At 67.9% G+C, this 19558-nt stretch carries 24 protein-coding genes, 1 tRNA gene and 1 other RNA gene; 22 read left to right on the top strand and 4 right to left on the bottom strand.

Features of this window, described 5'->3' with window-relative positions; genetic code table 11:
* The 7 genes from QZV81_RS07090 to QZV81_RS07060 form a co-directional block, all read left to right on the top strand.
* Positions 1 to 520: CpaF/VirB11 family protein (locus QZV81_RS07090; RefSeq protein ID WP_292834888.1), on the top strand; the 520-nt coding region annotated here is incomplete at its 5' end.
* Positions 517 to 1377 (top strand): type II secretion system F family protein, encoded by an 861-nt coding sequence (locus tag QZV81_RS07085; RefSeq protein WP_292834885.1) that lies wholly within the window; start codon positions 517 to 519, stop codon positions 1375 to 1377. The genes QZV81_RS07090 and QZV81_RS07085, both read left to right, overlap by 4 nt.
* A complete protein-coding gene (locus QZV81_RS07080) occupies positions 1374 to 2291 on the top strand; it encodes a type II secretion system F family protein (protein ID WP_292834882.1) in 918 nt (305 codons plus the stop codon). The genes QZV81_RS07085 and QZV81_RS07080 overlap by 4 nt, the downstream gene beginning before the upstream one ends.
* Before the next feature lie 26 nt (positions 2292 to 2317).
* A complete protein-coding gene (locus tag QZV81_RS07075; protein WP_292834879.1) occupies positions 2318 to 2509 on the top strand; it encodes a hypothetical protein in 192 nt (63 codons plus the stop codon).
* A 5-nt stretch (positions 2510 to 2514) separates the two neighbouring features.
* Positions 2515 to 2901 carry a TadE/TadG family type IV pilus assembly protein gene (locus QZV81_RS07070; protein ID WP_292834876.1) on the top strand — a complete coding sequence of 129 codons (387 nt, stop codon included), beginning with the start codon at positions 2515 to 2517 and terminating at the stop codon, positions 2899 to 2901.
* On the top strand, positions 2876 to 3337 hold the full coding sequence (locus tag QZV81_RS07065; protein WP_292834873.1) for a TadE family protein: 462 nt from the start codon (positions 2876 to 2878) through the stop codon (positions 3335 to 3337). The genes QZV81_RS07070 and QZV81_RS07065 overlap by 26 nt, the downstream gene beginning before the upstream one ends.
* The gene (locus QZV81_RS07060; RefSeq protein ID WP_292834900.1) at positions 3337 to 3753 is read left to right on the top strand and encodes a pilus assembly protein TadG-related protein; all 417 of its coding nucleotides are present in this window, start codon (positions 3337 to 3339) and stop codon (positions 3751 to 3753) included. Before QZV81_RS07065 ends, QZV81_RS07060 begins: the two co-directional genes overlap by 1 nt.
* A 6-nt stretch (positions 3754 to 3759) precedes the next feature.
* Here the strand turns inward: QZV81_RS07060 and QZV81_RS07055 are convergent, their stop codons facing one another.
* Complete coding sequence (locus tag QZV81_RS07055) at positions 3760 to 5001, bottom strand: MFS transporter (protein WP_292834897.1); 1242 nt, start codon at positions 4999 to 5001, stop codon at positions 3760 to 3762.
* Between the two features lie 61 nt (positions 5002 to 5062).
* Here QZV81_RS07055 and prfB point away from each other — a divergent pair, with 61 nt between their 5' ends.
* The 10 genes from prfB (at position 5063) to QZV81_RS07005 (ending at position 13566) form a co-directional block, all read left to right on the top strand.
* Positions 5063 to 6172 (top strand): peptide chain release factor 2, encoded by a 1110-nt coding sequence (gene prfB, locus QZV81_RS07050; RefSeq protein WP_292834870.1) that lies wholly within the window; start codon positions 5063 to 5065, stop codon positions 6170 to 6172.
* A 136-nt stretch (positions 6173 to 6308) separates the two neighbouring features.
* Positions 6309 to 7130, top strand: coding sequence for a DUF4397 domain-containing protein (locus tag QZV81_RS07045; RefSeq protein WP_292834894.1), 822 nt, complete (start codon positions 6309 to 6311; stop codon positions 7128 to 7130).
* Positions 7130 to 7774: a class F sortase gene (locus tag QZV81_RS07040; protein ID WP_292834867.1), complete on the top strand. Its 645-nt coding sequence runs from the start codon at positions 7130 to 7132 to the stop codon at positions 7772 to 7774. Before QZV81_RS07045 ends, QZV81_RS07040 begins: the two co-directional genes overlap by 1 nt.
* Before the next feature lie 45 nt (positions 7775 to 7819).
* Positions 7820 to 8365 carry a sigma-70 family RNA polymerase sigma factor gene (locus tag QZV81_RS07035; protein WP_292834891.1) on the top strand — a complete coding sequence of 182 codons (546 nt, stop codon included), beginning with the start codon at positions 7820 to 7822 and terminating at the stop codon, positions 8363 to 8365.
* Entirely contained in the window at positions 8352 to 9194 is an 843-nt protein-coding gene (locus QZV81_RS07030) for an anti-sigma factor (RefSeq protein WP_292834864.1), read from the top strand. The genes QZV81_RS07035 and QZV81_RS07030 overlap by 14 nt, the downstream gene beginning before the upstream one ends.
* 55 nt (positions 9195 to 9249) lie before the next feature.
* The gene (gene ftsE, locus QZV81_RS07025) at positions 9250 to 10251 is read left to right on the top strand and encodes a cell division ATP-binding protein FtsE (protein ID WP_292834861.1); all 1002 of its coding nucleotides are present in this window, start codon (positions 9250 to 9252) and stop codon (positions 10249 to 10251) included.
* On the top strand, positions 10248 to 11162 hold the full coding sequence (gene ftsX / locus QZV81_RS07020) for a permease-like cell division protein FtsX (RefSeq protein WP_292834858.1): 915 nt from the start codon (positions 10248 to 10250) through the stop codon (positions 11160 to 11162). Before ftsE ends, ftsX begins: the two co-directional genes overlap by 4 nt.
* Positions 11163 to 11260: 98 nt before the next feature.
* Entirely contained in the window at positions 11261 to 11737 is a 477-nt protein-coding gene (gene smpB, locus QZV81_RS07015) for an SsrA-binding protein SmpB (RefSeq protein ID WP_292834855.1), read from the top strand.
* A 115-nt stretch (positions 11738 to 11852) separates the two neighbouring features.
* Positions 11853 to 12221, top strand: a transfer-messenger RNA (tmRNA) gene (gene ssrA / locus QZV81_RS07010).
* 133 nt (positions 12222 to 12354) lie between these two features.
* Positions 12355 to 13566: a hypothetical protein gene (locus QZV81_RS07005; RefSeq protein ID WP_292834852.1), complete on the top strand. Its 1212-nt coding sequence runs from the start codon at positions 12355 to 12357 to the stop codon at positions 13564 to 13566.
* Between the two features lie 87 nt (positions 13567 to 13653).
* Here QZV81_RS07005 and QZV81_RS07000 read toward each other — a convergent pair whose 3' ends face one another.
* Both QZV81_RS07000 and QZV81_RS06995 read right to left on the bottom strand, forming a co-directional pair.
* Positions 13654 to 14241: a hypothetical protein gene (locus QZV81_RS07000; RefSeq protein WP_292834849.1), complete on the bottom strand. Its 588-nt coding sequence runs from the start codon at positions 14239 to 14241 to the stop codon at positions 13654 to 13656.
* 18 nt (positions 14242 to 14259) lie between these two features.
* Entirely contained in the window at positions 14260 to 15090 is an 831-nt protein-coding gene (locus QZV81_RS06995) for an inositol monophosphatase family protein (RefSeq protein WP_292834846.1), read from the bottom strand.
* Between the two features lie 94 nt (positions 15091 to 15184).
* Between QZV81_RS06995 and QZV81_RS06990 the strand changes: the two genes are divergently transcribed.
* A tRNA-Lys gene (locus QZV81_RS06990) sits at positions 15185 to 15257 on the top strand.
* Between the two features lie 128 nt (positions 15258 to 15385).
* A complete protein-coding gene (locus tag QZV81_RS06985) occupies positions 15386 to 16570 on the top strand; it encodes an acetyl-CoA C-acetyltransferase (protein ID WP_292834843.1) in 1185 nt (394 codons plus the stop codon).
* Positions 16571 to 16720: 150 nt separating this feature from the next.
* Here the strand turns inward: QZV81_RS06985 and QZV81_RS06980 are convergent, their stop codons facing one another.
* Positions 16721 to 16975, bottom strand: a complete 255-nt coding sequence (locus QZV81_RS06980; protein WP_292834840.1) for a hypothetical protein — start codon at positions 16973 to 16975, stop codon at positions 16721 to 16723.
* Between the two features lie 75 nt (positions 16976 to 17050).
* Here QZV81_RS06980 and QZV81_RS06975 point away from each other — a divergent pair, with 75 nt between their 5' ends.
* From QZV81_RS06975 to QZV81_RS06965, 3 genes are all read left to right on the top strand, one after another.
* Positions 17051 to 18478, top strand: a complete 1428-nt coding sequence (locus QZV81_RS06975) for a trehalose-6-phosphate synthase (protein WP_292834837.1) — start codon at positions 17051 to 17053, stop codon at positions 18476 to 18478.
* Entirely contained in the window at positions 18475 to 19242 is a 768-nt protein-coding gene (gene otsB / locus QZV81_RS06970) for a trehalose-phosphatase (protein ID WP_292834834.1), read from the top strand. Before QZV81_RS06975 ends, otsB begins: the two co-directional genes overlap by 4 nt.
* 9 nt (positions 19243 to 19251) lie before the next feature.
* Positions 19252 to 19558 (top strand): dihydroxy-acid dehydratase (locus QZV81_RS06965; RefSeq protein ID WP_292834831.1); only part of this gene is annotated, 307 nt, incomplete at its 3' end.

The raw sequence follows: 19558 nt of genomic DNA, 5'->3' as shown, positions 1-19558 counted from the left end.
GAAGACCACTCTGCTCGCCGCGATGATCGGGGCGTGCCCGCCGGATCACCGCATTATCACGGTCGAGGAGACGTTCGAACTGGCTGTGCAGGCTCCGGACATCGTCGCTCTGCAAGGACGTCAGCCCAGTCTCGAGGGCACCGGTTCGGTGAACCTGCGGCGGCTCGTCAAGGAGGCGCTGCGCATGCGCCCCGACCGGCTCGTCGTCGGTGAGGTCCGCGATGCTGAGGCGCTCGACCTCCTCCTCGCCCTCAACACCGGCGTTCCGGGAGCCGCGACCATCCACGCCAACTCCGCCGACGACGCCCTGCGCAAGCTTGCCGCGCTGCCCCTTCTGGCGGGTCAGAACATCGACGCCGGGTTCGTCCTCCCGGCGATCGCCGCGTCGGTGGATCTCGTCGTGCACTGTCGTCGCGAGGCCAACGGACACCGCTTCGTGGAAGAGGTGCTGCGCACCACGGGCGATGTGCAGAGCGGACACATCGAGACTCAGACTCTTGCCCGGGTGGAGCCGACATGACGATCCTCTGGGGTGCTCTCCTCGCTGCCGGGCTTCTGCTGGCCGCGTCACCCTGGCTGTGGCCTTCTCGGGGGAGCGCCGAGCAGGCCACCGCCGCCGATGGCACGATCGCCCGCATACTCCAGGAGGCCGGGTACGCGCACGCGCCCGTAGCTCGCCCTGTCTTCATCGGCGCCGCGTGCGGCGTGGTGTCGGCGTCTGTCGTTCTACTCGCAACGGGACTGGCTGCTGTCGCGCTGATCGCGGGCGTCGCCGGGCTTGTGGCCCCGTTCGTCTGGTTGCGACAGCGGGCGCGGCGGCTGCGTAGCTCTCGACGCGCACTGTGGTCGGATGTCTGCGATCTGCTCATCGCGTCCGCTCGCGCCGGCATGTCTCTGCCCGACGCGGTGTCGGCCCTCGCCACGAGCGGACCTCCGCCGCTCCGCGCCGCCTTCGCCGGATTCGCGGGGGACATGGCGGCATCCGGTCATTTCGACTCGAGCGCGCTGCGTCTGAAAGCCGCGCTCGCAGATCCGGTCGCCGATCGGATCGTCGAGACTCTCCGGATGGCCCGGCAGGTGGGCGGCACCGAACTCATCGCCGTTCTGCGGGCACTGTCCGCGTCGGTCCGGGCTGACGCGACGCTGCGAGCCGAGGTCGAAGCCCGTCAGTCGTGGGTGCGCGGCGCTGCCGTCGTCGGCGTCGTCGCGCCGTGGATCATTCTGGGAATGCTCTCGCTGCGACCCGAGGGCGCCGCGGCGTACGGAAGCCCGGCCGGGGTCCTGGTCGTCTTGGTGGGGGCGGCGGTCTCTGTGTTCGCCTACCGGCTGACGCTGCGATTGGGGCGGCTTCCCGAGCCGCAGAGGTGGTTCGCATGAGTGCGGCGACCGAGCTCGCCTTCGCCGTCGTGTTGGGCGCCGGGATGGCGGCGGGCTTGCTGCTGGCCGCTGTGCGCGTGCCGCGATGGTCGGCGCCGAGCCTCGAGCGGCGCATTGCGCCCTACCTCCGCGATGTGGCGGATCCGCGCGGGCTGACACCGCTCGCAGCACCGGGGTCGAGCGCCGGGTGGCGCTCGCTGCGCGATCGCATCATGTCGGCCTGGGGTGGGGGAGAGGCCCTCGCGGTCCGCCTGCGCCAGGCGGACCGGTCGCAGACTGTCGTTTCGTTCCGCACCGCTCAGCTCGGGTGGGCCCTCGCCGGACTCGCCGTCGGCGCTGCGCTCGCCGTCGCGGTGACGCTCGCCGGGCGCGGCGGGCCGGTCGCGGTGCTGCTCCCGCCGCTGCTCGCTGTTGCGGGCATCGTCGGCAGCGACTACCGCCTGACCATGGCCGCGCATTCTCGCGCCGCGCGGATCGAGGACGAGCTGCCCACTGTGCTGGAGTTCCTGGCGCTGTGCCTCTCGGCCGGCGAAGGCCTGCGCGATGCGCTGCGCCGCGTGGGCGAGATCGGCACCGGCGAGCTGACCGCCGAGTTCCGCCGTGCGGTTCTGGCGAGCGGCACCGGCTCGAGTTTGTCCGATGCGCTCCTCGACATGGCCAAAGGCGTTGACGTTCCCGCGCTCTCACGGTCGATCGAGCACATCGTCGCCGCGATCGATCGCGGGGCGCCCCTCGCCGGTGTGCTGCAGGATCAGGCCGTCGATGCCCGCGAAGACGCGAAACGCGGGCTCATCGAAGCCGCGGGCCGAAAAGAGATCCTGATGCTCCTGCCGCTTGTCTTCCTGATCCTTCCGTTGTCGGTGCTCTTCGCCGTCTTCCCCGGGATCGTCCTGCTCAAACTCGGAATCGGATGACCGGCAACGGTCGAAAGGAGGCGGACATGATCCGCACAGTATGGGGCACCTTGCGTTCTGCCTGGCGTGCGACGGTGGACGACGAGCGGGGAGACGTTCCCGGCTGGGTTCTGGTCACCCTGATGACCGCAGGACTTGTCGTGGCGATCTGGGCGCTCGCGGGGCCCGCTCTGGCAGGCCTCTTCACCGATGCCATCAGTCGTGTCTCGGGCTTCTGATCGTCATGATCGCGCTGCGCGAGGATGACCGGGGCTCCAGCCCCGTCGAGTTCGTCCTCGTCGGGACGCTGCTCACGATCCTCACGCTGGCCGTCGTGCAGCTGGCGCTCGCGGTGTACGTCCGCAACGTCGTTCACGATGCCGCCGTCGAGGGCGCCTATCACGGTGCGCTCGCCGACACCTCTCCCGCCGACGGTGCTGCGCGCGCACTGCGCCTCATTCAGACGGCTGTCAGCGGGTTGGATGCGACGGTCAGCGCGCACGACACGACCGCGCTCGGTGTGCCCGCCGTTGAGGTGACGGTCATTGCGACGCTGCCCCTGGTGGGTCTTCTCGGCGTCCCGGCGGGGATGGAGGTGAGTGCGCATGCGCCGCGGGAATCTTTCGACTGATGCACGCCAAGAGGAGGGTTCGGCGGCCCTGGAGTTCATCCTCGTCGGTCTCATACTGCTGGTTCCGATCGTCTACCTGATCGTCGCGCTGGGCGCGATCCAGGGACAGGCCCTGGGCGTCGAATCCGGTGCACGGCAGCTGGCGCGCACGATCGCGACGTCCGACGACGCAGCGACGTCCGATGCGCGGGCGGAGCGTGTGATCGCCGCCATAGTGGAGGAGTATGGCATCGATCGCGGTAGCTTGACTGTCGATGTCAGTTGCGCCGGAGGGGGATCCCCGTGTCCCGAGGCGGGGGCCACGCTGCTCGTGACGGTGTCGGCGAGCGTCCCGCTTCCCCTGGTGCCCGCGGTGCTCGGCATGCAGAACTTCGTCCGGGTTCCCGTTCAGGCCACGGGGGCGCAGAAGGTCTCGCGGTATTGGGTGTCACCGTGATGACGCGCGATGTCCTCGCGGATGACGAGGGCAGCGTCCTGCTGCTTTCCCTCGGCTACGCACTGCTCGCGATCGCGCTGGTCCTCGTGTGCGTCGACGCGACGAGTCTCTACCTGGCGCAGAAGCGGGTGGATGCCGCCGCCGACGCGGCGGCATTGGCCGGTGCCGACGGCTTCACCCTGACGATCGCCGGAGGGCAGCCGGTGGCGACACTGACGGATGCCGGCGTCCGCGCCCAGGTGGAGGACATCCTCGCGGTCTATGTCGACACCACGCTCGTGGACGCCGGCACCGATGACGGTGTCTCGGCCCGCGTCACGGTCTCCGCGCTCTGGCGGCCGCCGGTGCTCGCTGTCTTCGTTCCCGGGGGCGTGGCGCTCGATGCCACCGCCACGAGTCGAACGGCGCTGCGCTGAGGAGGCTCAGCGCTCGCGCGGCACGTAACGCGGCACCCAGCGCAGGAAGGCCAGCGCGCCGATGAGTCCGATCGCACCCATCGCCGCCGCCGCGATCGACAGTGAGAACGCCGCCGCCAGTCCCGAGACCGCGAGCGGCGCGGCCGCGCCGCCGGCATCCGTCAGCGTCCGCCACGATCCGAGAAACGGAGCCGGGTCCGACTGCGGAGCAGCGTCGGCGCCGAGGGTCAGCAGGATGCCGCTGGACAGCCCGTTGCCGACGCCCAGCACGGCGGCGAACAGCGCGAACCACAGCGCGGACCGGGTGACATCGTGGGTGAACGCGAGGGCCAGGAATCCCGAGCCCATCAGCAGCATCGCGGGCAGCGCCGCCCAGAGGCGTCCGAAGCGGTCCATGACCTGACCGCTCGCGTAGAACAGGGCGAAGTCGATCGCACCGGACACCCCGACGACGAGCGCGACGGTCTGCGCGTCAAGCCCGATCGACAGGCCCCACAGTGGCAGCACGACCTGCCGCGCGGAGCGCACCGCCGAGAGGGATGCTGCGGCGAGTCCCAGCCGTGAAAGCACCCCGCGGTGCTGCCACATCGTGCGGAACACGCCCGCGCGGCGCCCCACCGGAACGGGTCCGGTGACCGGCTCGCCGGTGTCGGCCGCGTCCGCATCGCGGGAGGTCTCCGCCGATGACGCGGCGATGACCTCGGGGTCGGGCCCGACAACCACCAGGAACACCGTCGCGACCAGGCACGTTCCGAAGAACCACAACGTCACGTGCTCGTCGTGGAAGATCGCCAGCAGCAGTGCCGCGGTGAAGGGCCCGAGAAACATCCCCAGACGGAAGGTGCCTCCCAGAAGCGAAAGTGAGCGCGCCCGAAACGCCAGCGGCACGCGCGTCGTCATGAAGGAGTGCCGAGCGAGCCCGAACGTCGCCGCGCAGAATCCGATCAGGAAGACCCCGCCGGCCAGAGCAGGCAGGCTCGGCGCGACCAGAACTCCCGCGACACCCCCGAGTGCGAGGACCCCGCCGGCCGCCATCGTGAGGCGTTCGCCGATGCGGGCCACCACCGCGCCGGCCGGGATATTGCCACAGAGCTGGCCGACGACGAGCGCCGAAGCGACCAGCGCCGCCGTGGGGAGGTCCGCGCCCAGTCGCGCCGCGAACACCGGCAGCAGGGGGATGACGGCGCCCTCTCCGAGCGCGAACAGCACGGTGGGCCCGTAGATCATCGGCGCCAGGCGCCACAGCATCCTGCCCATCGAGGGTGAGGAGGCGGTCGTGGTCACTCTCTTCACGGTAGTCTGGACTGTCATGCTTGAATTCGATCCTTCTGCCGAGATCCAGGCCCTGCGTTCCACGTTCTCCGATATCGCGGCGGTGGTCGACGTCGATTCCCTGCGCGCGGAGATCGCCCGGCTCTCCGAAGACGCAGGCGCTCCTGACCTCTGGGACGATGTCGAGAAGGCACAGAAGGTCACCAGCGCCCTGAGCCACCGCCAGTCGGAGCTCAAGCGCCTGACCGACGTCGAGCAGCGGCTCGACGACCTCGATGTGCTGATCGAGATGGCCATCGAGATGGATGACGAGGACACCGCCGCCGAGGCCCGCAGAGAGATCGCAGACCTGCAGGACGTGATCGGCCAGCTCGAGGTGCAGACCCTGCTCGACGGAGAGTACGACGCGCGCGCGGCGGTGGTCACGATCCGCTCCGGCGCGGGCGGCGACGACGCCACGGACTTCGCAGAGATGCTGTTGCGCATGTATCTGCGCTGGGCCGAGCGCCACAAGTATCCCGTCAAGGTCATGGACACCTCTTACGCCGAGGGCGCCGGAATCAAATCGACCACGTTCGAAGTGGATGCTCCTTACGCCTACGGCACGCTGTCGGTCGAGGCCGGAACGCATCGTCTCGCCCGGATCAGCCCGTTCGGCGGGGCCGACAAGCGTCAGACGAGCTTCGCCGCCGTCGAGGTGATCCCGGTGATGGAAGAGGCGAAGGAAGTGGAGGTCCCGGAAGGCGACATCCGCGTCGACGTGTTCCGCTCGTCGGGTCCTGGCGGGCAGTCGGTCAACACCACCGACTCCGCCGTGCGGATCACGCACCTTCCGTCCGGCATCGTCGTGTCGATGCAGAACGAGAAGTCGCAGATCCAGAACCGCGCCGCTGCCATGCGCGTGCTGCAGACTCGCTTGATGCTGCTGCAGAAGGAGCAGGAGGCGGCGACCAAGAAGGAACTCGCCGGCACGATCACCGCCAGCTGGGGTGACCAGATGCGCTCCTATTTCCTGTACGGGCAGCAGTTGGTCAAGGACCTCCGCACCGGCTACGAAGTGGGCAACCCCGCGGCCGTCTTCGATGGCGATCTCGACGGCCTGATCGCTGCCGGCATCCGCTGGCGCAAGCGCAAAGACGACGACTGAATCCGCGCGGACCGCTGCGTCCGCGCGCGACATCTCCGCAAAGAAATTCTCCTCCAGGTGCATCCGTATCCACCGAGATGGGCGAATACATCTGTGACGGCGCGAACAGCGCGCCGCGCGGAAGGAGAACATCATGATGCGATCTAGGATCGCTGTCGGCCTCGCGGCCGCGGCGCTCGCCACGGTCGGCTTCGCGGCGCCCGCTTCGGCGGCCGACGAGGCCTCGCTGTCCGTCCTGCACGGCATTCCCGATACCCCCGTCGATGTCTACGTGAACGGTGCGCTCACGATCGACGACTTCCAGCCTGGTGACCTCGCTGGACCGCTCGCGCTTCCCGCGGGCGACTACCAGGTCGCCCTGACGGCTCCCGATGCCGCCGACGCGTCGGCGCCGGTTCTCGGACCGATCACGCTGAGTCTGGCGGCCAACACGTCCTACACCGCCGTCGCACACCTCACCGAGGCCGGTGCGCCCACGGCGAAGCTCTTCACCAACGACACCTCGACGACCACCGCCGGCGAGGGACGACTGACCGTGCGTCACGTGGCGGCGGCACCAGCCGTAGATGTCCTCGCCGGGGGGGCTGCCGTCATCGAGGGGCTGACCAACCCGAACGAGGCGACTCTCAACCTGCCGGCCGGCACCGTGTCTGCAGCGGTTGCGCTGGCCGGGACCACTGATCCGGTCCTCGGCCCGACAGACGTGAACGTCGCCGAGGGCACCTTGACGATCGTCTACGCGTGGGGCAGCGCCGCCGACAGCAACCTCGCGCTCGCTGTGCAGACGGTCGACGGCCTGCACGGGAACCCCAACGGGGTCAACACCGGCTCGGCCGGTCTCGTCGCCGAGGAAACCGGCGCGGGATCCATGCCTGCCCTGTTGCTCGCGGGCGGACTGCTTCTGGCCGGCGGAATCACGGTGGTCGTTCGACGTCGCGCCGCGCACGCGCAGTCGTGATGATGAGCGGTCGCGGTCTCCTCGGCGGAAGCTCGATTCCTGCCGTCGTCGTGGCCGTGTCGCTCCTCACGGGATGCTCTCCCGCCACCCCGAGCGGTGTCGGTCCGTCGGCCGCGGTGACTCCCTCACCGCGGCCGACGGCCGTGCTCGACGTGCCGGTGGCGCCGGCGACCGCCCCGCCCATCGTGGCTCCGGTCGAACCGGTAGAACTGAGGATCGACGCGATCGACGCCGTTCTGCCCGTCGAGCCGGTCGGAGTGAAGAGCGACGGTTCGATGGACATCCCCACTCTTCCGTCCGAGGCGGGGTGGTACCGCTATGGCCCGACCCCCGGCGCACCGGAAGGGTCGTCGGTCCTGGCTGCGCACGTGGACTCTCGGGTGTACGGCGTGGGCCCGTTGGGACGGTTGCGCGAGCTTCCGCTCGGTTCGATCGTGCAGGTCGCAGACGCGGAGGGTGTCGCGCGCAGCTTCGAGGTGATCTCTGTGACCTACATCCCGCGCGCGGAACTTCCGGTCTCGGATTTCTTCTCGCGCACGGGCGAACGGAAGCTGGTGATCATCACCTGCGGAGGCTCCTTCGATGAGGCGACCCGCACATACAGCGACAACGTCGTGGCCGTGGCACGTCCCCTGGATGCATGATGATTATGGTGGCCGTCTTCGGCGGCCCGGACGGAGGGAGACGTCATCGACGACGAGGAAGACCGCGAGATCGCGCGGGCATTCGCCCGAGGCGACACTGCGGCCCTCAAGCGCGTCTACGACCGGTGGTCGCGGCTGGTGTACACGCTGGCCCTTCGTTCGCTCGGCGATCACAGCGAGGCCGAGGATGTCACACAGGCGACGTTCGTCTCGGCGTGGAAGGCTCGGGCGACGTACGACGACGAGCGTGCATCGCTTTCCACATGGCTGATCGCCATCGCACGCCGACGGATCGCCGACGCACACCGTGCTCGTGCGCACAGCGCCCGTGTCATGGACGCTCTGCAGCAATCTGCGGAGCCGGCTATTGAAGAAGAGCCGGACGTCGCCGACGCCATCCTTGTCGCCCACGAGCTCGAGCTGCTCGAACCCGACGCCCGCACGGTCGTCCGGCTCGCTTTCTACGATGATCTGACGCACGCGCAGATCTCGGAGCATCTCGGCATGCCGCTCGGCACCGTGAAGAGTCATCTGCGGCGGAGTCTGCACCGGATGCGGATCAGATTGGAGGGAACCCGTGTCGCACATTGATCCCGAACGTCTCGCGCTCGAGGCCCTCGAGGAGGACGGCCTCGGCAGCGTCGACCGCTCCCATCTCGCGCAGTGCGGACTCTGCCAGGACGACCTGCGCGCCCTCGGGCGCGCCGTACGAGCGGGCCGGTCCGGGTCGCCTGACGGCCTGTCGACTCCGAATCCTCGCGTCTGGGACGCGATCGTCGCAGAGATTTCCGCAGAGAGCGACGTCGTGTGGACAGCATCCCCCACCGCGGAGCACCCCGCGCCGGAACAGACTTCGCCGCCGGAAAGCCCTGTCTTTCCGGAAAACCCTGTCGCGCCGGGAAACCCTGTCGTGCCGGAAAACCCTGTCGTGCCGGAAAATTCTGTCGTGCCGGAAAACCGTGTGCCGAGACACCTTGCACCGCGTCGGCGCCGGTGGCCGCGCACAGCTGTCCTGCTCAGCACATTGACCTCGGTGGCCGCGGCGGTGGCGATCGCCGTCGTGATCCTCGTGCCGCGTCCGGTGGATATCGCCACCGCGACTCTCGATGCGTTCCCCGCGCACCCCGGTGCGCGCGGGACCGCCGAACTCGAGCGGGAGCCCGACGGAACCGAACGGGTGCGCGTTGAGCTCGATGCACTCGTCCCGGACGACGGATTCCGCGAAGTGTGGCTGCTCACCGCGGACGGGTCGGCCTTGGTCAGTCTCGGTGTGCTCGACGGCCGAACCGGATCGTTCGCGGTGCCGGCCGACGTCGATACGAGTCAGTTCTCGGTGGTCGACGTCTCTCAGGAACCGATCGACGGCGGGGCTGAGCACTCGGGAGATTCGATCGTGCGGGGTCAGCTCACGAGGTCGTGACCCGCGGGGTGTCGCATCCGGCATCCATCCGTGACCCGCATAGGCTCGTCAGGTCATGATCCGCTTCGAGCACGTCACCAAGCGATTCCGCGGGACCAGCAAACCCGCGCTGAGCGACCTTGACTTCGAGGTGCAGCGCGGTGAGTTCGTGTTCCTCGTGGGAGCATCCGGCTCGGGCAAGTCGTCGTGCCTGCGACTGATCCTGCGCGAGGAGTCGCCGACCGAGGGCCGCACCGTCGTGCTCGGGCGTGATCTCGACACTCTGTCGAGCCGCAAGGTCCCGTATTTTCGCCGGCACATCGGGTCGGTGTTCCAGGATTTCCGCCTGCTGCCCAACAAGACGGTGTTCCAGAACGTCGCCTTCACGCTCCAGGTGATCGGATCCTCGCGGGCGTTCATCCATCAGGCGGTTCCCGAGGTGCTCGCGCTGGTCGGACTCGAGGGGAAGGACAAGCGACTACCGCATGAGCTGTCCGGTGGAGAGCAGCAGCGCGTCGCGATCGCGCGCGCGCTGGTGAATCGACCCCAGATCCTCCTGGCCGACGAGCCCACCGGCAACCTCGACCCTGCCACGTCTGTCGACATCATGCAGCTGCTCGCGCGGATCAACGCCCGCGGGACCACGGTCGTGATGGCGACCCACGAAGCCGGCTTCGTCGACCAGATGAAGCGCCGTGTGATCGAGCTGCGCGACGGAATCGTGGTCCGCGACGATCGCCACGGCGGATACGGCGACACATCCGCGATCCCCAGTCTCATGCCGCAGGCCGAGCGGGGCGCCGCGGCGACCGCTGCACTCACTGCGGTCCTCCAGCTTCAGCGGGAGATCGCCGCCCAGCCGGGGCCCGGCACTCCGAACGGCGTGGATTCTCGGGCATCCCAGACCGCTGCAGAGCCGGTCGTGGATCCCGCGCCAGGGACTCGACCCATCCGCATCGACGCGCCGACCGTCGACCTCGATGGGCTGGGAGTCGGCGGGTGGGATGCCGAAGGCCGCGGTGTTGCCGATCGATTGGGGCTGGGCGGCGACGAGGACGAGGTGGGTCCGACCTCATGAGGCTGCAGCTGATCCTCGGCGAAGCCCTCAGCGGGCTTCGCCGGAACGCGTCGATGGTGGTCTCCGTCGTGCTGGTCACGTTCGTTTCGCTGACCTTCGTGGGCGCGGCGATGCTCATGCAGATCCAGATCAGCAAGATGCAGGACTATTGGGCCGAGCGGGCGCAGGTCGCCGTGTTCATGTGTCGCGCGGACTCGACGGTCACGACGTGCGTGGACGGGGCGGCCACGCAGGAGCAGCTGGATGCCGTGGCCGCTCAGCTTGACAGCCCGGCACTCGCTGACGTCGTCAGCGACGTGCGGTTCGAGTCCGCCGATCAGGCGTATCAGAACCTCCTGGACCTCTACGGACAGGAATACGCCGACTACGTCACGCCGGAGCAGCTGGGCGAGACCTACTGGGTCAACCTCATCGATCCGAATCAATCCGACATCATCACCGAGGCATTCAACGGCACCGCGGGAGTGGACAACGTCCGCAATCAACTGCAGTACCTCGAGCCGCTGTTCTCGGCTCTGACCATTGCGACATACATCGCGGTCGGGGTCGCCGGGCTCATGCTGATCGCCGCGGTGCTGCTCATCTCCACGACGATCCGTCTGTCGGCATTCGCGCGACGGAAAGAACTCGGGATCATGCGACTTGTCGGCGCATCCAACCGGTTCATCCAGACGCCGTTCATTCTCGAGGGCGTGTTCGCCGCGTTCCTCGGTTCACTGCTCGCCGGCGGTGCCATCCTCGCCGGGGTTCATTTCGGCGTGAACGGGTATCTGCAGGCCCGGATCGACTTCATCACCAACTGGGTCGACATGTCGGATGCCGCCCTCGTCATCCCTGTCATCGTTCTGATCGGATTGGTGTTGGCGGCGCTGTCGGCGGGATTCGCGATCCGGCGGTGGTTGCGCATCTGACCCCTCGAAGGTCGCTGAGCCCGTGGCGGGGTAGACTGACGGGCTGCCGTTCGTCGACACGCTCGGGCGGCAACCGGCATCGAAAGGAGGACGAGGACATGCCCAGGGAACGCGGGGAAAAGGTGGTCGCGACCAACCGTCGCGCGCGCCACGAGTACGCGATCGAGAAGACCTACGAAGCAGGGCTCGTCCTCACGGGCACCGAGGTGAAGTCGCTTCGCGAGGGGCGCGCCAACCTGACCGACGGCTATGCGTACATCGACGGCGGCCAGGCCTACCTCGATGCCGTCCACATCCCCGAGTATGCGCAGGGCCATTGGACGAACCACTCCTCCAAGCGCACGCGCAAGCTGCTGCTGCACAAGGACGAGATCGTCAAGCTTTCGCACGCCGTCGCGGCCGGCGGCTACACGCTGATCCCTTTGAAGCTCTACTTCTCGGACGGTCGAGCCAAGGTCGAGATCGCGGTGGCGAAAGGCATGCGCGAGTACGAAAAGCGTCAGACCATCCGCGAGCGCGAGGACAAGCGCGAAGCCGAGCGGGCGATGCGCAGCCGCAACCGTCTCGGGGAGTGACATCGTCCGTGGGTGCGAACCTTCGCCGCACGGTGATATCCTGTAATGCTCGGGTGTTACGGCATCCCAGCACAACTCCACAGCGTGACAGTGGCTCATTCGCCGCATGGCTCACGGGGCTGATCGGTTTCGACAGCGCCTGCGAATCTGCGAGAAGCGGGCCGAGGATGCAGGGTTATCTCGTAAACGATCTCTGCACACCAATAAGTGCCGAAACCAAGCGCACTGAGTTCGCCCTCGCTGCCTAAGCGAGCCTGAACTCCGTCAGACCGTAGGCGATCCCGCTACGGACCCTGGCGTCATCTAGGGATCTTGCTGTGTGACGGGGTCTCGACGTCACATGGGACTCTTCTGGGACTGGGCTCGTCGACTTAGGTGTCTGTGACAAAGGTCGGAGCCGAGCAGAACGTCTCCACAGACTGCGCCCGGAGAAGACGCAGTATCTCAGCGCTGGACGGGGGTTCGATTCCCCCCAGCTCCACGACGCCACTGTCACACGAGGAAGCCCCTCGATCCCTGCGAAACACCGGGATCGAGGGGCTTGTCGTGTTTCCGGAACAAGGGTCGACACTTGGCGCACCACTGCACCGCCCATCGGGCGCCCGTAGGATCGGGATATGAGGAAGTTCTCGAGTGTCTTCGTGTTGCTGGTACTTCTTCTCGCTGGATGCACGTCGGCTCCTGTCGTGGAAACTCTCCAGTCCAAGATGAACCCTTACGAGACGTCGCTGTACGCCGGGGCGACTCTGACGCACCAGATCGACGTGACCCCTGATTTCACGGGCTCGCCAACCGCTGTTTTGTGGGACGACTTCTCGAAGATCCGCTACCCCGCCGGCACACCGGTTTCCGCCGTCGCCGGCAACCCGCACCTGTACGGCTGCAAGCTGACCGGCACTGGTGGCGACAACCCGCAGTCGCTCTACGGAAGCTTCCGGATCACGGCAGAGAAGTTCGCCCTGATGGTGACGGCCTGGGCATCGACGGACATCACGATCTACGTGGACCGGAAACCGCTGACCGTCGATCCCTACCTCGTACCGGAGGGACAGTACTTCGTCGTCGCTGACGATCTCGGCGCAGGCAGTCACCTCGTGGAGTTCATCCTTGGTTGGGGGGCGAACTTCATGCAGGTCGTGGCCGCGCCCTCCGCGAGGGTGACTCCCGGCCCCGCTCCGACGTTCACGATCGGTATCACGGGCGACTCCTTCGCCGACTCCGGGCTCGCTCCCTATTACGCCGGCCTCTCTCGCGAGATCCACCGTCTCACCGGGTGGACTCCGATCCAGCTCGGTCAGGGCTCCACGGGATATACCAATGACGGGGCGTCCAGTGGCGACGCATCGAAGAGCGTGTTCGGATCTCCCCAGCGCCTGGCCGCCCTTGAGGCGCAGGACCCGGACGTGGTCCTCGTCATCGGGTCGGTCAACGACGGCGCTGCTGCGACCGCGGTTGTCAAGTCGGCCGCGGCGGCCTACTACGAAGCCCTCGCACCGCGCCCCGTGATCGTGGCGGGCGTCGAGCCTGTGTATGCAGCCGACGACCCCACCTACTCCGACTGGGACGCCGTGAACGCCGAGATCATCGCTGCCGCGGACGCCGCACCGAACGTCATCGCCGTCATCGACTGGCGCGGTGAGGACTGGCTGACAGGTACGGGGTCCGTTTCCGACCCGCAGGGGGACGGCAACCAGGACACCTACATCGGTGATGTGCCAGGTACGGATACGAGCCACCCGGGCTATCAGGGTCAACGGTATCTGGCTGAGCGTTTCGTGGAACGCATCATGGCGATTCCGTGGAGCGGAGCCGGTCCCTCGACGGAGTAGGCCACCGGCTCGCGACGCTTTGCGCGTTCTGCGCCTGGGCACGCTCCGCAACGCGGGCGTGAACCGTCCGCTCAGGCGCAGCGGTACTCAGCCGGCCGGCCGCTCGATCAGAAGCAGATTCTGCTTCGTGTCCGCGACGATGACCCAGCCGTCGCCGAACTGGTAGGTCATGCCGTAGCCGTTCTCATCCACGGTGGGCGCCTGAGAGCCGTCCTCCGTCACGTACACGCCGTCGGGCGCCTGTTCGACCGTCCATCCCTGGGCGATGAGCTGGCTCTGCGCCTGCGCCGCCTCGTCGCTCGTGATCGGCGCCCAGCCGAAGAGGAACAGATTGCCGCTCGCTGTCGTGAAGTCCGCCCACATGCACTGCAGTCCGTCGTCGAGCGTGATGTCGCCGATCGTGAACGGGTCTTCCCGGTACGTCCACTCCTGTGCCGTGAGGTCGGCGAGGATTCCCTCCGATACGAGCGTGTCGCAGGTGGCATCCGACACCGATGCAGTGGCGCTCGCGGTCGGCGTCGCCCCTCCGAGCTCGGTGTTGACGGGGCTCGGCGTGGTCGTCATCGTCGCCTCGGTCGGCGTCGGCTGAGCGGGCGCGCCGCATCCGACGAGCAGCAAAGACAGTGCCCCCAGGCCGGAGAGCACAGCGGTGGAAAGGAAGCGGGTGTGCGGCATGGTGTGCGTCCGGATCGTTCAGGATGGGGAATGGAGGAGGGACAGGAAGGATTCGTGCAACACGCCGTTGGTTGCCAGAGACGACCGTGATGAAACGGACTCGTGGCCGTCGAAGTCGGTGAAGGTGCCGCCTGCCTCGCGGATGATGGGCACGAGCGCGGCGATGTCGTACTCCTGAACGCCGAATTCCGCGACGCATTCCAGGCGACCCTCGGCCAACAGCATGTAGGGCCAGGTGTCACCGTAACCGCGGTCGCGCCAGACTGCCCGACTGAGCCGCAGCAGCGCGTCGGTGTGGCCCGCCTCGTCCCACTGCGCGATGCTCTGAAAGCTGACGCTGGATGCTGCGATGTCCGGGATCCGCGACACGGCCAGGCGCCGGGGTGCGCCGGAGGGGGTGTTCGTCCACGAGCCGAGTCCGCTCGCAGCCCACCAGCGACGGCCGAGTGCGGGTTGGCTGGCGACGCCGACGCGCGGGACCCCCTCGATCGCCAGTGCGATCAGAGTGGTCCACATCGGGATCCCCTTGAGGTAGTTCGCCGTCCCGTCGATCGGGTCGATGATCCACTGCCGGCCGGTGTCGCCGCTCGAGCCGAACTCCTCACCGAAAACCCCGTCGCTCGGGCGTTCCTCGGCGAGCATGTCCCGGATGGCGCGCTCGGTGGCGAGGTCGGCTTCGGTGACGGGCGACGCATCGGCCTTCGCGCGCACGTCCAGGTCCGGAGCGTCGAAACGCGCCATCGCGATCTCGTCGGCCGAGTCGGCCAGCCGCAGTGCGAGTTCCAATTCGCCGGAGAGGTCGCCCTCGAAGGGCGTGTTCCAGGACGATCGGAAGGCGGGGGAGCTCACCCCCTCAGGATACGGTGCCGCAGCCACGCGGATTGGCGATGCACGGCATCGGGATGGTAACGTTGACCCTCGTTCGCCTGGTGGCGGGCAGAGCGCACCTCTAGCTCAATCGGCAGAGCAATTGACTCTTAATCAATGGGTTCAGGGTTCAAGTCCCTGGGGGTGCACCGCACAGAAGCCCGGAATCTCGTCGTGAACCGAGAGACCGGGCTTCTCGTCGCCACGGCATGGTTCGGTCGCGCCGCGTCGGATACCCTGGTCCCCTTGGCAACAACCCGCGGGCGAAGGAGACCACGTGAGCACGCACGACATCGTCATCGTCGCGGCGGCCCGCACACCGCAGGGGCGCCTGAACGGGCGGTTGTCGTCGTTCACGGCGCCGCAGCTGGGCGGTTTCGCGATCGCCGGGGCGCTCGCACAGGGATCAATCCCGTCCGACGGAGTGGATGCCGTGGTCATGGGCCATGTGCTCGCCGCAGGCTCGGGGCAGAATCCCGCACGCCAGGCCGCGATTGCGGCGGGCATCGGGTGGGACGTTCCTGCATCCTCCGTCAACAAGGTCTGCCTGTCGGGGCTGACGGCCATCATCGACGCGGAGCGCATGATCTCCGCGGGCGACGCGACGGTTGTGGTCGCCGGTGGCATGGAATCGATGTCACGCGCGCCGCACCTGCTGATGGGTTCTCGCGAAGGGTGGGCGTACGGCTCGATCGAGGTGCTTGATCACATGGCGTACGACGGGCTCACCGACGCGTATGACGGCGAGAGCATGGGCGCCTCCACCGAGCGCCGGAATCCCGAGTACGACATCGACCGCACGCAGCAGGATGCCGTCGCCGCGCGGTCGCACCAGCGCGCGGCGGCCGCCCGGGACGGAGGTCTCTTCGACGCGGAGATCGTCCCGGTCGAGGTCGCGCAGCGCCGCGGCCCCGCACTGCTGGTGGCGATGGATGAGGGCATCCGGCCCGACTCCACCGTCGAAAGCCTCGCGGCCCTGCGGCCCGCCTTCGCGAAGGACGGCACCATCACGGCAGGAAACTCCTCGCCCATCTCCGACGGTGCCTCGGCCGTCGTGCTGACGACGCGCGCCCATGCCGACGCGAACGGATGGCGGGTCCTCGCGCTCGTCGGTGCGAACGGCCAGGTCGCGGGGCCGGACAACTCCCTGCACGCTCAGCCGGCGCGCGCGATCGAGCGCGCCCTCCAGAAGCACGGGATCACACCCCACGACCTGGATCTCGTCGAGATCAATGAGGCGTTCGGCGCTGTGGTGGCCGTGTCTCAGCGCGAGCTGGGTCTCGATGCCGACGTCGTGAACGTCCACGGCGGCGGTATCGCGCTGGGGCACCCGATCGGCGCGTCGGGATGCCGGCTCGTCGTCCACGCCGTCCACGAGCTCGTTCGGCGTGGGGCCGGCACGGCCGCCGTCGGGCTCTGCGGCGGCGGCGGTCAGGGTGAAGCGCTTATCCTTACTCGGTGAGCGTTCGATCCGAGGAGACCCCATGTGTTCACCCATGACCTGTACCACCTGCGGCAAGACCACGTGGACCGGCTGCGGCCAGCACATCGAGAGTGCGCTCGCGGGCGTGCCGGCCGACGCGCGCTGCACCTGCGCACCCTGAAGTGAGGGTCAGGCGTCGTAACGACGCTTCATGAGCTTCTGCTCCTTGCCCGAAACCGGAGAGTCGGGCGCAGCGAGCTTGCCACGGCCCGCGCGGTAGGTGTCGACGATCGTGCCGATCGACAGCGCCAGAGTGATTCCCCAGCTGAGCCATGCCAGTGCCTGACGCCACGTGAACGGCGCATCGCCGCGCAACCCGCGGAGCAGTGACATTCCGCTGGTCAGTGCAGAGATGATCCCGGTGCCGAAGAGGTACTTGCGCATGTCCACCACGCTACCCGGCCCCGGAGGCTGGTGCGCGCTTGTTAGCCTGGGGTCAGGTCTGCCGAAAGGAGCCCTGTGAACACCCTTCCTCCCGCTGCCGAGTTCGTCGTGGTCTCCAATAGGCTTCCCGTCGATCGCTCCGACGATGAGGGCGAGCCGTGGCGACGGTCACCGGGCGGCTTGGTCGCCGCGCTCGAACCCGTCGTGCATGCCTCAGGGGGCGCCTGGGTGGGATGGCCGGGTCAGCCCGACATCGAGGTCGACCCGTTTCGGTTCGATGGAATGTCGCTCGTCCCCGTCGCGCTGACGGCGGAGGATGTCGAGCTCTACTACGAGGGATTCGCCAACGACACGATCTGGCCCCTCTACCATGACGTCATCTCGCCGCCCGCGTACCACCGGGAGTGGTGGGACGCGTACGAGCGGGTCAATCTCGCGTTCGCGGAGGCCGCAGCGTCCGTCGCTGCACCGCAAGCTACCGTCTGGGTCCACGATTACCAGCTGCAGTTGGTACCGCGCATCCTGCGTGAGTTGCGTCCCGACCTCGTCATCGGCTACTTCCACCACATTCCCTTTCCGGCATATGGCATCTACGCGCAGCTGCCGTGGCGACGCCAGGTGCTCCAAGGGCTGCTCGGCGCAGATGTCATCGGCTTTCAGCGGGTGCAGGATGCCGGCAATTTCGCCCGCGCCGTCAGGCGTCAGCTCGGATTCGAGACGAAGGCCGGGTCGATACGCGTGCCGGTCGACGGCGCTCCCGACCGCATCGCCGTCTCGAAGGCCTATCCGATTTCGATCGACGTGGGCGTGTACGACGAACTGGCGCGACGGCCCGAGGTGCAGGCGCGCGCGAGAGAGATCCGGGAGAGCCTCGGGTCGCCCAGAACCATCCTGTTCGGGGTCGATCGTCTCGACTACACCAAGGGAATCACGCACCGGCTGAAAGCCTATGGGGAGCTCCTCGCCGAGCACCGTCTCGACGTCGAGACGGTCACTCTCGTGCAGGTTGCGAGCCCGAGCCGCGAACGGGTCGCAGCGTACATGCAGCTGCGGGACGAGATCGAACTGGCCGTCGGACGCATCAACGGAGACCGCGACACGGTGGGGCACAGCGCGATTCGATATCTGCACCACTCCTACCCGCGCGAAGAGATGGTCGCGCTCTATCTCGCCGCCGACGTGATGCTCGTCACCGCGCTCCGCGACGGCATGAACCTGGTCGCCAAGGAGTACATCGCCAGCCGGGTGGACAACCGTGGCGTTCTGGTGCTGAGCGAGTTCACCGGCGCGGCGGACGAGCTCACTCAGGCGGTGAAGGTCAACCCGCACGACATCGAGGGGATGAAGGACGCCATCGTTCAGGCGGCGCGGATGCCGCCCGCGGAGCAGTCCCGGCGGATGCGTGCGCTCCGGCGCAGGGTGCGTGACCATGATGTCGCCGACTGGTCGCGAGAGTTCCTCACCGATCTCAGCCACGCGCGCTCGCGGGGGAGCGCCACGTGACCCCGTTCGACGTCGTGAGATCGCTCGCGGCGACGGAGCACCTCCTCGTCGCTCTCGACTTCGACGGCACCCTCGCTCCGCTGCAAGACCGTCCGATGGAAGCGCGCATGACTTCGGATGCGGCGGCCGCGGTCGCGGCCCTGGTGGCCGTGCCCGCCACGACCGTCGCGTTCGTGTCGGGACGGGCCTTGCCTGACCTGCGCGTGATCGCCGAGCACGACGATCGCTCACCGATCCTTCTGGCGGGATCCCACGGCGCCGAGCACTGGCCGACGCCTACAGGCGACGTGCCGGATGCTGCGACTCTGGCGCTGCGGGACGACCTGTTCGCACGCGCGGAGTCGGTCGTCGCGGGGAACGAGGGCGCCTGGATCGAACGCAAGCGTTTCGGGTTCGCCCTCCACACCCGCCTCGCAGCTCCCGCCGCAGCCCGGGCCGCCGTCGCCGCGGTCGACCAGCTGATGGCGGAGTGCGCACCCGGCTGGCGCCGCCGGACCGGCCATGACATCGTCGAGTTCTCCTTCCGCGACGAGGGTAAAGATGCCGCCGTCGCCCGGTTGCGACAGATCACGGGCGCCACCGCCGTGCTGTTCGCCGGCGACGACGTCACCGATGAGGATGCGCTGCGCACCCTCGGCGCGAATGACCTCGGCGTGCGCGTCGGACCCGGCGAGACGGCGGCCGCGATGCGTGTGGCCGACATCACAGAACTTGCTGCGATGCTTGTGCGACTGGCGCGTGAGCGGGCCCTGCTCCAGGAATAGAGTTAGAGAATGCCCGCGAGCAACGACCCCATCGACATCAAGCCACGCAGTCGCGTGGTCACGGACGGCATCGAAGCCACGACCTCCCGCGGAATGCTCCGCGCGGTGGGCATGGGCGACGAAGACTGGGAGAAACCCCAGATCGGCATCGCGTCGAGCTGGAACGAGATCACCCCCTGCAACCTGAGCCTGGATCGTCTTGCGCAGGGAGCCAAGGAAGGCGTGCACTCCGGGGGCGGCTACCCGCTGCAGTTCGGCACGATCTCGGTCTCCGACGGCATCTCGATGGGCCACGAGGGCATGCACTTCTCCCTCG

Source organism: Microbacterium sp. (assembly GCF_011620665.1).
GTDB lineage: Bacteria > Actinomycetota > Actinomycetes > Actinomycetales > Microbacteriaceae > Microbacterium.
The sequence above is the reverse complement of the archived record's forward strand: the minus strand, read 5'-3'. Positions and strand labels throughout refer to the sequence as shown.